Source organism: Chitinophaga sp. 22308, assembly GCF_052045305.1.
GTDB lineage: Bacteria > Bacteroidota > Bacteroidia > Chitinophagales > Chitinophagaceae > Chitinophaga > Chitinophaga varians_A.
In genome coordinates this window covers 864,019-878,191 of the sequence record NZ_JBQEOP010000003.1, presented here as the reverse complement: position 1 = coordinate 878,191, position 14,173 = coordinate 864,019, and the positions used below count along the sequence as shown (strand labels likewise).

Sequence of the window (14,173 nt, the reverse complement as noted above, 5' to 3'; positions counted from 1 at the left end):
CGATGTAAATTTACGCAAAATTAATACAGTAAGTATTTATGACCGGTTATCTGAAACAGTCCCCACCCGCTTTACAGTTTATTACCTTTTTCGGTTTCTTTATCGGCTTTATGCTGATATACAATACAGCCCTGATGTTGCTGATGGAACCGCTGACTGGTCATTCATTGCTGGACCTTCAAAACGGGGATATTAAGGACCCTAACCTTATCGGCTATCTGAAAATTACACAGTTTTTATATTCCATTGTGGTTTATTTGGTGCCGGCAGCCCTTTTTGCCTACCTGTGGCAGCCTTATCCAGGCAGTTATCTGGGCCTGAAGCCCGCCCCGCGGGCCCTTCAGATACTGCTGGCGCTGATGGCCATGTACAGCATCACCTGGTTTGGCGGCTATCTGAACAACTGGAACCAGACCTGGAACGTACCGCAGGCAGCCCGCGATATGCAGGCACAAGCCGAAAAACTGGTGGGCGTGATGCTTCGCATGCCATCTGTCAAAGACCTTTTCGTTAACCTGATGTTAATGGCCATTGTGCCTGCCATAGCAGAAGAGCTGTTCTTCCGCGGCGTATTCCAGCGCCTGCTCATCCAAAGCACCCGCAGGGTATGGCTCAGCGTATTCCTGACCGCTGTCTTTTTCAGCTTCATCCATTTTGAAATGCTCGGCTTTATGGTCCGGGTAGTGCTGGGCTTTGTGCTGGGCGCCATCTACGTGCTGAGCGGCAACCTCTGGTTAAGCATCTTTGCCCATATACTCAACAACGGCTCACTGGTGGTGATGATATACCTGTTCCAGCAGGGCATCATTAAGACCGACCCCACCAAAGACACGCCGGTAGAATGGTATATCGCACTGTTCAGCCTTGTGGTCTCCATCGGCCTGCTGTGGGCACTACGCCAGAAATCCACGCCCATGCTCATGACAGCCCCTGTTCAAAAGGCAGACAACGATCAAATAGACGACACCGGTGTGGATGAAAATCAGTAATTTACCGAGGAGACAAACGTTATTACCATGGAAAAAGATTGGGTGAAAATATTTTCGAGTGACCGTCCCTTTGAAGCGGAGATAGTAAAAGGTATGCTGGCAGACAACGGTGTCACAGCGGTGCTGATCAATCGTCAGTCATCTTCCTACAACATTACCCTCCCCGGACAGGTGGAATTGTATGTGCACGAAAAAGAAGAACAGGTAGCAAGGGACCTTGTGCACAATCATAACAATCTTCCCACCGGCGACCAGGTGTCGGAATAGCAATTTGCTCCGCAGGGTAATTTTGCACACTTTTGCGGTTCAGAATCATTAACAGAACTACGCATAATGAAGACTTTTTTTACCCGCACTGCCTCTGCGCTGGTGTTTGTGGCAGTGATGCTGGGAGGTATCTTATGGAGTCCCTTTACCTTCTTTCTGCTTTTTTTCCTGGTCAGCTTCTTTGCGCTGCAGGAGTTTTTTAAGCTCATGCGCCTGATAGACACCGGCTACAACAATATCCCTTCCTGGCACAATTGGGGAGTGACTATCGCGGGTTGCGCCATCATGCTGTCTTTTACCGGGGAATATTTTCAGCTGGGCGGCATTTCCTCCGGCTTCATCGGATGGTGGATCGCCATTATTTTCCTGCTGGTATTGCCCCTCGGTGAAATATTACTGGACAAGGACTTCTCTCCCCGTAATGTAGGTTATTCCTGCATGGGACTGCTGTATGCGGTCGTTCCCTTCAGCCTGCTGGTCAATATCCGGCTCAATGCCATCGATATCCACTATACGCCGGAGAACGTAGGCACAGCCCCCGGCTGGCTAATTCCCTTGCTGCTTATCATTTTTATCTGGATCAATGATACCATGGCCTATATTGTAGGCTCTCTCATAGGCCGTACGCCTTTCTTTCCTTCCATTTCCCCTAAGAAAACCATCGAAGGCACTGTGGGAGGGATGATACTGGCCGTGGCCGCCGCCGGCGTATATGGTTACTATTGGGGCCAGCAATATCTGTCATTGCAGCACTGGCTGGTGCTGGCAGGAATCGCAGCCGTATTCGGCACCATCGGCGACCTGCTGGAATCCAGGCTCAAACGCATGGCCGGCGTCAAAGATTCCGGAAATATCATGCCCGGCCATGGCGGCTTCCTCGATCGCTTCGATTCCCTGCTGCTGGCCACCCCGTTCGCCTGGATTTATGTACATGCCTTCATGATGTCTTAGCACACACATAATCAATATTTTATATTCATCTGACAGAAAAAAGTATTTCTGAAGTAAATTTGCACTTTGCTTAATCATCCCGGCGAAAGCCGGGATATATATAAAAATCTAACAAACAAGAAAACAAATGAAGATCCATCGTGAAGGATTTGCTACCATTTCCCTGGTATTCCTGGTACTGGCACTGATCAACGGAGCAGTATTTTACTGGCTGGGCTCTATCCCGGCAGTGAGCTATGCTGTCCTGATCTTTTCCATCCTGTTCTTCCTTTTTATCGTATCCTTTTTCCGTGTACCAGCCAGACAGTATACTACCGGAGACAACCTGGTGATCTCTCCCTGCGATGGTAAAGTGGTGGTGATTGAAGAAGTTTTTGAACCGGAATACTTCCAGGACAAACGCTTGCAGGTATCTATTTTTATGAGCCCGGCAAACGTACACGTGAACCGCAACCCTATCAGCGGTACCGTGAAGCTGTCCCAGTACCATGCTGGTAAATACCTCGTGGCATGGCATCCGAAATCTTCTACAGAAAATGAAAGGCATTCTGTGGTAATCGGCAACCAGAAAGCAGATATCCTGGTAAGACAGATCGCAGGCGCCCTCGCACGCAGGATCGTTAACTACCTCAAACCAGGCATGCAGGTAAGCCAGAACGAAGAAATGGGCTTTATCAAATTCGGCTCCCGTGTGGACCTCTACCTGCCTATAGGCACAGAAGTGGCCGTAAAACTGGAGCAAGTGGTAAAAGGCGGACAGACCGTGATCGCAAAAATCTAGTATATTAACAGACTTAAACCGGACCGTATGAAAAATGTTTTGACTGCGTTGACAATGTTACTCCTGGCCACAGGGGCCGCCACCGCTCAGGATAAACCTGGCCAAAAGGCGCCCGCCAAAGAGGCCACGGCAACAGCACACAAACCGCTGCCCTGCGGCACAGCGAAGATGATGCAGTGTCAACAGGACTCTACGGCCCGCAACAAAACGAAAAAAAGCTGCTGTTTACAGCCCTCCCGCACTGCCAGCCTCAGGACCGCTGCTATCAGGAAGGCACAGTAACACCACGCTGTCTTATAAAAGAAACGGGGATTTCGATAATCGAAATCCCCGTTTCTTTTTTACAGAATATCTCTGAGTTCTTTTAGATGTCCGATGGTAAACGTCGGCGTAAAATCTACCGGTGGTTTCGCCGGATTAAAATAGACCTGGTCCATGCCTACACCATGCGCCCCCTTAATGTCCAACTCCATGGCATCGCCCACCATAATGCTTTCCGCCGCAGTAGTGCCGGCTTTGGCCATGGCATACTCAAAAATCGGAGCATACGGCTTCAGGCTGCCAGCCACTTCGGAGGTGACAATATGGGTGAAATAGTGTTCAATTCCTGCATTCCTCATCTTCAACAGCTGCGTTTCCTCAAACCCGTTGGTAATCATGTGCATCGGGTAGTTTTTGGCAGCGAGGTAGTCCAGCGTTTCTTTCGTTTCGGGAAACAGCGCCTTTTTGTTAGGCAGTATCTCCAGAAACTCTGTGCTGATGGCCTGGCACAGCTTCTCATCACCGATCTTGAAATCCAGCAACGCGAGGCGAAAACGTTTATCACGCAGTTCTGCCCGGTTGATGAAGCCTTTGCGGAAGCGGTCCCATAACCGTTCGTTGTGCCCGACATAAGATTCTGAAAATGCTTCAAAAGATGGTACTCCGCGGTTGGCCAGTCCATGACTGTTGAAAAGTTCCAGCAAGGTCTCCTGTTCGTTGGTTTCAAAGTCCCAGAGCGTATGGTCCAGGTCAAAGAAAAGATGTTTATATCTCATAACGCGGCAAAGGTACAAAATACCAGACAGATGGGGTTTCCAGACTAAGGTCATTCAGCCAAAATTCACTATTTTAACACTTTAATCGAAGAAATTATGAACGCAGTTATAACAGGTGCCAGCAAAGGTATCGGAAAGGCTATTGGAGAAAGACTGGCAGCAGAAGGTTTCAACGTGATCATCTGTGCACGGAATACAGACGCGCTGGCCGCTGCAAAGGCAGCTATTCAGGAGAAGAACCCCGCTGTAACAGTCATCGCCGAATCTGTAGACATGGGCGATAAAGCCCAGGTGATGGCTTTTGCACAGAAAATTAAAGACACCTGGTCTACCGTGGATATACTGGTCAACAATGCCGGCATCTTTATCCCCGGCGCCCTTCATGAAGAAGCTGATGGCCTGCTTGAAAAGCTGATGGCCGTCAATGTCTACAGCGCCTACCACCTCACCCGCGAACTGCTGCCCCTCATGATAGCCCAACGTAACGGCCATATCTTCAATATGTGCTCCACCGCCAGCCATCATGCCTATCCCAACGGCGGCTCCTACAGTATCACCAAATATGCCCTGCTCGGATTCACCAAAAACCTGCGCCGCGAGCTGATGCCCCACAACGTGCGGGTGACCGCCGTTAGCCCCGGGCCTACGCTCACCGCCTCCTGGGACGGCTTCGAAGCGCCGCCGGACAGGATGATGCCCCCCGAAGATATCGCCAGCGTAGTATGGGGAGCCTTTACACTGGCCAAACAGACTGTCGTTGAAGAAATACAGCTCAGACCCATGTTAGGAGATATTTAAAAACAATTACGAATTACGAATTAAGGGCATGTTTATAAAAAGGTTCCTAAACAGTCCTTCCACTAAGAAACCCACATTCGTAATTTGTAATTCGTAATTCGTAATTGGATATATATAATCTTTTAACTAAGTTTTAACGGCAGTTGACACCGCTTCCGGAGCGGGTTTGGTTAAATTTGTTGACATAACTATGAAGGACAGATTTAGTATAAGGAAGTACATTTTCTCTGTTTTGTGTTGCTTAGGGCTGGTCGTTTGTGCCAGCGCACAAGATCTCCGCTTTACCACCAGCGTGAGCAGCAATTCCGTTACCCTGGACGAACCTTTCCAGATCCAGTTCATGCTGGAAAACGGGACCAACATCACCAGCTTTACACCACCCAGTTTTAAAGACTTTGAAGTACTGCAAGGCCCTTCACAAATGCAGGGACAATCCATCTTCAACGGTCGCCGCTCCGAGTATTTTGCACTGAACTATGTGCTGCAGCCCAAACATGTGGGCAGCTTCACCATTCCCGGCGCACAGGCCAGGGTAAACGGCAATGTCATCAAGTCCAACCCGGTACTCATTGAAGTACGGAAGGGCAACGCCCAGGCACAGCAACCGCAACAACAACCGCAACAGATGGTGCCCCAGCACCGCGGCCAAAGCGGTGGCGGCATCAGCGAAGACCTGTCTGACGGCATCCTCAAAAAGGGGGAGGACATCAACGAAAAACTGAAGAAAAACATCTTCCTTAAAGTAGACGTAGATAAAACCAACCTCTACGAAGGTGACCAACTAACGGCCACGTATAAACTCTATACACGGCTCCCGACAAACTCCAGCGTCACCAAAGTACCGGCATTCAAAGGATTTTCCGCAAAAGACATAGAACTTCCCAATCCGCCGCAGGCAACGGAAGAGCGCATCAACGGCGTCCCCTATAAAGTATTCACCATCCGTAAGACACTGCTGTTCCCGCTGCAGTCCGGCACACTGGAATTAGATCCGGTAGAAGTGGACAACCAGGTGCGGCTCGTAAAACTGGTGGGCAACGGGAAACGCAACCGTGGCCGCGACCCGTTTGAAGATTTCTTCAACGATCCGGCATTCAAAGACCCGTTCTTCGACGATTTTTTCAACCGGCCGGAAGTGGAGTACCAGGATGTTCCCTATAAAATCCAGAGCAATCCGATCAGGATCAACGTAAAACCATTGCCGGTGGAAGGCCGCCCGCTCAGCTATAACGGCGCAGTAGGCAGCTTCAAAATGACTGCTGTAGTGGATAAAACCACCCTCAGCACCGACGACGCCCTTACGCTCAAAGTAACCATCAGCGGCCATGGCAACGTAAACCTGCTCAATGCTCCCAAAGTGGACGTACCCTCCGGATTTGAGAAGTACGATCCCAAAATGACAGACGACATCGAGAAAAACAGCAACCCGCTTTCCGGAAGCCGGCAGTTTGAATACGTGCTCATGCCACAGGAAGCAGGCAAACATACCATTCCTGCCGTCGAGTTTTCGTACTTCGATCCGGCAGCCAACAGTTACAAGACGCTCCGCTCTGAGCCTTTTGTGATCGACATCACACAAGGCAAACGGGTAAAAGAAGATAAACATGATTTTGGCGTAGGCAAAAACGAACTGGTGAAAATAGACGGAGGTATCCAGCAATGGACCAGAAGCCGCAGCTGGTTTATCATCAGTCCCTGGTTTTATGTGTTGCTGGCGCTGCCGCTGCTTATCGCCGGCGCCGTCGTCTTCTACAAACGCAGAAAAGATTACAATACCACCAATGCCGCCCTGCTGAAACACCGCTACGCCAATAAAGTTGCGCTGAAGCGGCTGGAGCTGGCCGCCCGTTACCTCAAAGAAGGCAAAGACAAAGCTTTCTATGAAGAAACGTCACGCGCCGTCTGGGGTTATCTCAGCCACAAACTGAAAATTCCTTTCGCAGACCTGAGCAAACAACTGATACAGGATAAACTGGCCGCCCGTCATATTAACGGCACCAATACCAGCGACCTGTTTGAGCTGATCGACAACTGCGAAGTGGCCTTGTATGCCCCGGCCCATAACAACGATAAAATGCAAGGCACCTATTCCAAAGCGGTGACGATCATCAGCAACCTGGAAGACGCACTCAAAAATTAATCAAGAGAAAAGGTAGTATGCCCGGATATAAACATATTAAATCAGCCCTGTTACTGGCCGTCCTGCTGTTAACCGGCAGCATCCTCAGGGCACAGCAGGCACTCCCGCAACAACGTTTTGATGCGGCCAACAGCCTTTATCAGCAAAGCAAATTCACAGAAGCCGCGGCCGCCTATCAACAACTGATAGATGAAGGCTACACTATAAAAGCACTGTATTTCAACGCTGGCAATGCCTACTACAAAGCCGGCAAAACAGGAGAGGCGGTTTTTAACTACGAAAAAGCCCTGCAACTGGCGCCCCGCGATGAAGCCGCCAAACACAACCTGGCCCTTGCGAATCAAAAAGTTAACGGCTTCGTAGATGAGTTACCGTTAGTATTCTTCCAACAGTGGTGGCGGCAGCTTCAGCAGCTGCACAAGCCCAATGGCTGGGCCGTTGGATGTATCGTTTTTTTCTGGCTGGTGATAGCCGGCGTGATGCTCAATACCTTCCTGCCCGGCTGGAAAAACAAATTCCTCCGCTGGGGCAATTATGCGCTCGGGACCTTGTTTACGCTTTATCTGGTAATGGCCATAGACACTTATGCGGTGGCCAACAACCACCAGGCAGGTATTATCACGCATAGCAATATCAAAGTAAAAACGGCGCCGGACGATAATAGTAAGGATGCCTTTGAAGTACAGGAAGGTATGAAAGTACATATTGCAGATGCTACCAAAGACTTCTGTAAGATATCGCTTGCCGACGGTAAAACCGGATGGATCAGCTGCGCCTGGATTAAGCGGCTGTAGGGCGGGAGTTATACCGCCAGCGGCATGTGCCGCGATAACATGTGCTCCATGCTGATGGTAAGCCGGTTGCCATTGGGACGGCGGGTTTCATCAAACAGCTGTTGCGCCTGAATTCCTGCTTTCATCTGATATTTCTCACTCATCATATACAGCCGTTCTGCGGCGATGTCGATACCGGCAGCCTGGCGCTCGCCGATATCGTCCAGTAATTCGCTGGCCTGAATGCCGTTGTCTTCCAACTGGATATAGAGCCGGTCATCATCTTTCCCGATATGGACCACCAGGCGTCCGCCGGTTTTCTCCGGGCGCATCAGTAACCGGTGCCAGATCACATATTGTACATAAGGCTGGATGATCAGGGGAGGGATGAGGGTACTCTGGGAATTCACGTCCTGCACAATCCTCACTTGATAAGAAAACTGTTGGTCAAAACGAAGCTGCTCCAGTTGTATATAGAGTTCCAGCGCTTCCAGGTCTTCCTGCAGTGTTACCCACTCTTTGTTGAAATTACTGATCATGAGGCGCATCAGCCGGGCAAAGCGGGTGAGGTACAGCGAGGCCATGTCCGTACTGGTGGTAAGGATATAATGATGGATAGCGTTGAGGCTGTTAAATATAAAATGCGGGTCCATATGTGCCTGGAAAGCATGGAGTTCCAGGTTGATTAAGGTGTGTTGTATGGTTATTTCTTTCGCTGAGGCTCTTCTAATTCTTTTTTCCCGGCGGATAAAAAATACTACAATGGCAAGGAGACTTAACAAAAAAAATAGCCAATACGGCCATCCCGCAGCCAAAACTATTTCAATGAAATGTTGTACCACGACTAAGGTTTACAGGAAAGTTGAACGTCTTTCTGATCAGTCCAATAAATATCGGTCAAAACACTCCTTTGGGGAAGCGGGAATTATCCGGAGGCAGGTTTTTACAGGCAATCGGGGAGAAATTGCGGAAAAGTGGTTTTCAATTTAGGAATTTTCTGACTTGCGATTTTTTGATTGAGACTGCTCTGGTGTCCTTCAAATCAAAAAATCGTAAATCAAAAAATCCCATAATGACTAGGCTTCGGTGAATTTATATCCTACGCCTCTTACAGAGTGGAAGTACTTGGAGTTGCGGCTGTCTTCCTCAAAATATTTACGGAAGTTGAGGATGAAGTTATCGATGGTACGCGTAGTGGGGTATACGTTATATCCCCAAACTACCTGCAATATTTTTTCACGGGTGACAACTTCGCCTTTATTTTCGATCAGCAGTTTCAGCAGCATGGCTTCTTTCTTGCTCAGTTCATAGTGTTTACCGTCTTTGCCTACGCATTCCTGTGCGGCAAAATCGATCATATTATTGCCGAAGCGGTACACATTGGGCACGCTGTCTTTATCCTGTATCTTTTTGTTTTTGACGATCAGCTTCTCTACGCGGAGCAGCAGCTCTTCGAGGTTGAAGGGTTTGGTCATGTAGTCATCACCGCCTTTTTTGAGGCCCAGCACCCGGTCGGCGCTGCTGTTTTTGGCGCTCAGGAAGAGGATGGGCACTTCATTGTTTTGGATGCGGATGTTTTCGCATACAGCAATGCCGTCCATTTCCGGCAGCATGATATCCAGTATGATGAGATCGAAATATTCGTTTTTTACTGCTTTCAGGGCAGCGGTACCATTGTCTACGGCGGTCACCTCATATCCTTCCAGTTCCAGGTTGAGCTTCAGCGCCTCCTGTAGGTTCTCCTCGTCTTCCACCAGTAATATGGATGCTTTGGTCGCTTCCTTCATGTGTTATCGTTTGATGTGACTATAAATCACGGACTTGCCGAAGCATGAATCCGTCAACTAATTTACGCTCTTTGCACGGAATATTCCTGCCACATTATCTCGAAGCAGGCGCCGGCAGGCTGGTTGTCTTTCACCCATATCAGGCCATTGTGCTGTTCAACGATCTTGGCGGTGAGAAACAGTCCTAATCCCGAGCCTTTGGCTTTTCTGGTGTTTTCATTGCCAAGGCGGTAGAACTTCATGAAGATGCGTTCCTTTTCCTCATCGGGCACCCCGGGGCCTTCATCCGACACCTGCAATTTCAGGCGATGGCCGGATTCAAAGAGGCGTACCGTGATCGTGGAGTTACGGGGAGCATATTTCACCGCATTTTCTACCAGGTTGCTGAGGATGATCTGCAACATCAGTTTGTCACCTTCCAGCCATACATGTGGCAGAATGTCTGCATTTATGACATGCGTTGCGATGCGGTTGCGCAGTTCCCGGATATTCCCTTCCAGCAAGGCGGAGAAGTCGAGCGGCTCCTTAAACAGTTGATAGTTGTGGGTTTCCAGCTGTGCTGCCAGCAAAATGTTGTTACAGAGCTGGTCGAGCCGGTTGGTTTCCCGGATGGTATTATCTATCAGCTTGGCCTGCTTTTCCTCATCCAGCCTATGTCTGCGGATGGTTTCCAGGTTCAGTTTGGCGGCAGCGATGGGTGATTTTAACTCATGTGTCACGGCCATCATAAAGTTTTGCTGCTGCCGGCTGAGCTTCATGTATTTCCAGACCGCTCTATATACAAAGAGCGCGCCGAGCAGAATGATCCCTAAAAAAATGGCACCTTCTCCAACATATTTAAAAGACCGCATATGAGCGTCTTTTTCTATCCGTTGAAATTCCAGCTGGTGTTCTACCGGCTGGGCGAGGCTATCAATACGCAGGGAGAGGTTTTGTTTTTCGAACTGACTGATCTGTTCGCTTTGTCTGAACAGCAGCACGCCCCACCAGATGAGAGCGACGATAGTATAAGCCAGTACCAGCAGGTAAATGAAGGAAACTGACTGTCCTTCCTGCATTTTATTAAAGAATTTTCTCATCATGGCCGTTTGCCGGCTTTCTCTATCCGCAGACCTATATTCATTACATGGGGAAGCGGATTTTGCCGCATGTTTTGTTCAAATGTAAAATGATAGGTGCCTGGTTTGTTGAAGAGGGCTTTTTGCTGGATAAGGACCCGGTGTTCAAAAATATCATCGATACCGTTGCCATGCCATTTGCCATTGATATCAGCCAGCGGCAGTTCCACCCTTTGTTCTTTGGGAATACTGTCGTCCGGATATTTGGTGCCTATCAGCAGCCACATATTGCTATAGGGGTAGGCATCGCTATGGCGTACATTCACGTAAATATCAAACAGGGTAGCAGTATCTTCCGGCAGAATGTTCACATCAAAAGCAGGTTTATAGCCGTAAGCCCAGTCATGTCCCGGTATCTCCTGGTTCTTTTCGTAGGCATCCATTTTGAACGGCTTGCAGGCTGCAGCCAGTAAAAGTAAACCTGCGGTTACCCCAAATAGTCTTTTCATATACGGTATACGCCTTACTATAAAACGTTTAATACTTGTTCTTTGGCTTTCTCCAGTTCATCTTTCATCAGTACTACCCATTGCTGGATACCGGCGTCGTTGGCTTTGGAACCGGTGGTATTGATTTCGCGGCCTATCTCCTGCAGCACGAAGCCCAGTTTCTTTCCTTTGGCAGGATCTTCTTCTTTCAGGATCTCACGGAAGTAGCGGAGGTGGTTTTCCAGGCGGGACAGCTCTTCAGAGATATCCAGTTTTTCCAGATAAAAGATCAGTTCCTGTTCCAGCCTGTTGCCGTCAACATTGTCTTTTCCCACGTGTTCGGCAAGCAGCCCTTCGAGTCGCTGACGAATACGGTCTTTCCGGAGCGGGTCCAGTTCGCGGACTTTAACGGAATATTGTTCAATATTATCAATGCGTGTTTGCAGGTCTGCTTTCAGCATCAGGCCCTCATCCTGACGGTGAATGTCCAGGTCGGTGAGCGCTTCCTTCAGGGTGTCTTCCACATCTTTCCACTCTTCTTCAGTCAGCTGGTCGGTAGATGGCGTTACCACTTCCGGCAGTTTCATCAGCACGTTCAGCATATCGCCCTGTGGCAGCTCCAGCTGGTTGGCCAGCATCGTAATAGACTGGTAATAGTATTTAGCCAGGTCTGTGTTGATCACAACCGGCCGCGTTGCACCATTCTGACGAATGTTGATGCTGACATCCAGTGTCCCGCGTTGCAGGGTTTGTTGCATCAGCGAACGGATGTCAAACTCGTAGGGCTTTAACAGGGGCGATATTTTCAGGTTCACCTCAAACTGCTTTCCATTCAGCGATTTGATTTCAACCACGATACTTGTTTCGCCTCTCGCGCTTTCTGCCCTTCCGAAGCCAGTCATTGATTTCAGCATAATAGATATTTGTAGGCAACAAACCTAGTTAAAATTTGTGGATTTGCTAATATTGACAAGTGGTTATTTGATATTTCCCCGGCTTTGACCAAAGGATATCCGCATTCAACATCTTAGCCCATGGATTCAGTCCCGGGAACATTAAAGTAATCAAATCCTGTCAAATCAGGATACCTGCAAGCGGAGTTTTTTATAAACGGTATTGCGGCTCAACTGCACCATGTCTCCCGGCTGCATGCCTTCTATGGTGATTTCCTCCATTCTGTAACGGACAAGCCTCAACGTAGGAAAGCCGGCGGCCGCCGTCATCTTACGCACCTGCCTGTTCTTTCCCTCCTGCAATATCATCCGCAACCAGGGCGCCGGAATGTTTTTGCGGAAACGGATAGGAGGATTGCGCGGCGGCAGCAATGGTTCTTCCGGAAAGATCTCGGCAAAACAGGGCTTTGTGTGATAAAGCCTGCCGTCTACCGTAATGTCCACACCTTCCTGTAACTGGCGCACGGCCATATCCGTAACTGCCCCGTCAACCTGCACCCAGTACTCCCTTTCATGTGCGTACTGTGGCAGTAGCAACCTGTTATTCAATGACTTGTCGTTCGTTAACAACAACAATCCCTCACTGTCATAATCCAGTCGCCCCACCGGATACACATCCCGGGGCACTTTAAAGTAATCTGCCAGGCAGGATTTGTTTCCTTCCGGGGTAAACCGGGACAGCACCTCATATGGCTTATAAATTACATAATAATTTAACGACACGTCCGCATTTGCTTTGGTTAAGGAGCTGTAAATTAGTACTTTTGCAGATTGATATGGGTAGCACAATACAAAATCCTGCTTGCCAACATTGCAGGGACCGTTTTTCCTCCATTTTCTGCAAGGCGGAACAGTGCAATCTGGAACAGATTGACCAGGCCAAAGTATGCTCTGTGTACAAAAAAGGCCAGGTGATCTTCCATGAAGGCGCCTATCCATTTGGCGTCTACTGTATCAACGACGGGAAAATAAAGCTCTCCCACAGTGGTGATGATGGCCGCGAACAAATCATCCGCCTGGTAAAAGCCGGTGACATCATGGGGTATAAAGCACTGCTCAGCAATGAACGTTATACCGCCACTGCCACAGCACTGGAAGATTCTTCCATCTGCTTTGTGCCCAAAGACCTTTTCATGAGCATCCTGCAGAAAGACGCCTCCCTGTCTTTTGAAATGATGCGCATCCTGTCCAGCGAACTGCGCAAAGCCGAGCTTAAAATCACCCATCTCGCCCAGAAACCGGTGCGCGAAAGACTCGCAGAAACACTCCTCTTCATCAAAGAAACCTACGGCGTGGAAGAAGACGGCCATACCCTCAGCGTCCGCCTCTCCCGCGAAGAAATAGCCAACCTCGTAGGCACCGCCACCGAATCAGCTATCCGCCTGCTCTCTGAATTCAAAAAAGATGGCATGATAGAACTGGAAGGTAAAAAAATACGCCTCCTCGACCTCCAGCAAATCGTGAAGACCGCCAATCTCCAGGACTAGCAACCGTTCAGGCCAGGTACTGACAAATATCATACACCGACTTGATACATATCATTCCACAAGGATGGGGGTACTGGTACTTTTGTAACATCAAAAATACCATCCATCCATGCATCCATATGCTATTATTAACTTTCACGAACTGACTCCCGCCGCGCTCTGCGACGTGATCGTCAGCAAGTTCCATATACCCATAGAACGTACCGCGGAAGAGGTCATGGCCTGGTTTAACCTGGAAAGGCAGGACGACCCGACTGCCCCGGCCACCGCAGACCTGGAACAACTGCTCTTCGCTAAAATGCAGACCGAAATATTGCAACTGATACGCAAAGAAACGGCCCTCATCTTTCCGGTCATCCGCAACGCTTCCATCCATAAAAAAGGTCGCAAAAGCCTGAAACCCACGGCTTACGACAGCATCCGGCTATCGTTCGATAAAATTATGCTGCTGCTTCAGAAGCTGCGCCAGGTAACCGGCAACTACCTGCTGCAAGGCCACTGGAGCCCCGCTTATAAAATATGCCTCAGTGATATGTACACGGTAGAGCAACTGCTGCAACAGTGGCACTATATCGCACAAAACATCCTGTATCCGGCCGTATTGCCTGCCAACACCATCGTTATCCATCAGGATGAAATTCTTAACACCGTAAGCATCGACTAA

General features: G+C 49.1%; 17 protein-coding genes. 10 read left to right on the top strand and 7 right to left on the bottom strand.

The window, feature by feature from the left end:
• The first annotated feature begins 38 nt into the window (after positions 1 to 38).
• The 5 genes from ACTJJS_RS15425 to ACTJJS_RS15405 all read left to right on the top strand — a co-directional run bounded on the left by ACTJJS_RS15425 (position 39) and on the right by ACTJJS_RS15405 (position 3,270).
• Positions 39 to 989: a lysostaphin resistance A-like protein gene (locus ACTJJS_RS15425; RefSeq protein WP_440664362.1), complete on the top strand. Its 951-nt coding sequence runs from the start codon at positions 39 to 41 to the stop codon at positions 987 to 989.
• A gap of 27 nt (positions 990 to 1,016) precedes the next feature.
• A complete protein-coding gene (locus tag ACTJJS_RS15420; protein ID WP_440664361.1) occupies positions 1,017 to 1,256 on the top strand; it encodes a putative signal transducing protein in 240 nt (79 codons plus the stop codon).
• 66 nt (positions 1,257 to 1,322) lie between these two features.
• A complete protein-coding gene (locus ACTJJS_RS15415) occupies positions 1,323 to 2,207 on the top strand; it encodes a phosphatidate cytidylyltransferase (RefSeq protein ID WP_440664360.1) in 885 nt (294 codons plus the stop codon).
• Between the two features lie 127 nt (positions 2,208 to 2,334).
• Positions 2,335 to 2,988 carry a phosphatidylserine decarboxylase family protein gene (locus ACTJJS_RS15410; RefSeq protein WP_440664359.1) on the top strand — a complete coding sequence of 218 codons (654 nt, stop codon included), beginning with the start codon at positions 2,335 to 2,337 and terminating at the stop codon, positions 2,986 to 2,988.
• 27 nt (positions 2,989 to 3,015) lie between these two features.
• The gene (locus ACTJJS_RS15405; protein WP_440664358.1) at positions 3,016 to 3,270 is read left to right on the top strand and encodes a hypothetical protein; all 255 of its coding nucleotides are present in this window, start codon (positions 3,016 to 3,018) and stop codon (positions 3,268 to 3,270) included.
• Positions 3,271 to 3,329: 59 nt separating this feature from the next.
• On the opposite strand, the gene ACTJJS_RS15400 is transcribed toward ACTJJS_RS15405, so the two are convergent.
• Complete coding sequence (locus ACTJJS_RS15400; protein ID WP_440664356.1) at positions 3,330 to 4,025, bottom strand: YjjG family noncanonical pyrimidine nucleotidase; 696 nt, start codon at positions 4,023 to 4,025, stop codon at positions 3,330 to 3,332.
• A 96-nt stretch (positions 4,026 to 4,121) separates the two neighbouring features.
• Between ACTJJS_RS15400 and ACTJJS_RS15395 the strand changes: the two genes are divergently transcribed.
• The 3 genes from ACTJJS_RS15395 to ACTJJS_RS15385 all read left to right on the top strand — a co-directional run bounded on the left by ACTJJS_RS15395 (position 4,122) and on the right by ACTJJS_RS15385 (position 7,757).
• Positions 4,122 to 4,823, top strand: coding sequence for an SDR family oxidoreductase (locus ACTJJS_RS15395; protein ID WP_168870799.1), 702 nt, complete (start codon positions 4,122 to 4,124; stop codon positions 4,821 to 4,823).
• Between the two features lie 190 nt (positions 4,824 to 5,013).
• A complete protein-coding gene (locus tag ACTJJS_RS15390) occupies positions 5,014 to 6,963 on the top strand; it encodes a BatD family protein (RefSeq protein WP_440664355.1) in 1,950 nt (649 codons plus the stop codon).
• Positions 6,964 to 6,980: 17 nt separating this feature from the next.
• Positions 6,981 to 7,757, top strand: a complete 777-nt coding sequence (locus ACTJJS_RS15385) for a tetratricopeptide repeat protein (protein ID WP_440664353.1) — start codon at positions 6,981 to 6,983, stop codon at positions 7,755 to 7,757.
• Between the two features lie 8 nt (positions 7,758 to 7,765).
• Here the strand turns inward: ACTJJS_RS15385 and ACTJJS_RS15380 are convergent, their stop codons facing one another.
• The 6 genes from ACTJJS_RS15380 to ACTJJS_RS15355 all read right to left on the bottom strand — a co-directional run bounded on the left by ACTJJS_RS15380 (position 7,766) and on the right by ACTJJS_RS15355 (position 12,745).
• Positions 7,766 to 8,578, bottom strand: a complete 813-nt coding sequence (locus tag ACTJJS_RS15380) for a sensor histidine kinase (protein ID WP_440664352.1) — start codon at positions 8,576 to 8,578, stop codon at positions 7,766 to 7,768.
• A gap of 234 nt (positions 8,579 to 8,812) precedes the next feature.
• Entirely contained in the window at positions 8,813 to 9,523 is a 711-nt protein-coding gene (locus ACTJJS_RS15375; protein ID WP_078669614.1) for a response regulator transcription factor, read from the bottom strand.
• Positions 9,524 to 9,585: 62 nt separating this feature from the next.
• Positions 9,586 to 10,605 (bottom strand): sensor histidine kinase, encoded by a 1,020-nt coding sequence (locus ACTJJS_RS15370; RefSeq protein WP_168870804.1) that lies wholly within the window; start codon positions 10,603 to 10,605, stop codon positions 9,586 to 9,588.
• Positions 10,602 to 11,090, bottom strand: coding sequence for a gliding motility lipoprotein GldH (locus ACTJJS_RS15365; protein ID WP_440664351.1), 489 nt, complete (start codon positions 11,088 to 11,090; stop codon positions 10,602 to 10,604). The genes ACTJJS_RS15370 and ACTJJS_RS15365 overlap by 4 nt, the downstream gene beginning before the upstream one ends.
• Positions 11,091 to 11,107: 17 nt before the next feature.
• Positions 11,108 to 11,983, bottom strand: coding sequence for a YicC/YloC family endoribonuclease (locus ACTJJS_RS15360; protein ID WP_168870806.1), 876 nt, complete (start codon positions 11,981 to 11,983; stop codon positions 11,108 to 11,110).
• 165 nt (positions 11,984 to 12,148) lie between these two features.
• Positions 12,149 to 12,745: a pseudouridine synthase gene (locus tag ACTJJS_RS15355; protein WP_440664350.1), complete on the bottom strand. Its 597-nt coding sequence runs from the start codon at positions 12,743 to 12,745 to the stop codon at positions 12,149 to 12,151.
• A 170-nt stretch (positions 12,746 to 12,915) separates the two neighbouring features.
• On the opposite strand from ACTJJS_RS15355, the gene ACTJJS_RS15350 reads away from it, so the two are divergent.
• Both ACTJJS_RS15350 and ACTJJS_RS15345 read left to right on the top strand, forming a co-directional pair.
• A complete protein-coding gene (locus ACTJJS_RS15350) occupies positions 12,916 to 13,509 on the top strand; it encodes a Crp/Fnr family transcriptional regulator (protein ID WP_317166388.1) in 594 nt (197 codons plus the stop codon).
• 109 nt (positions 13,510 to 13,618) lie between these two features.
• The gene (locus ACTJJS_RS15345; RefSeq protein WP_440664349.1) at positions 13,619 to 14,173 is read left to right on the top strand and encodes a hypothetical protein; all 555 of its coding nucleotides are present in this window, start codon (positions 13,619 to 13,621) and stop codon (positions 14,171 to 14,173) included.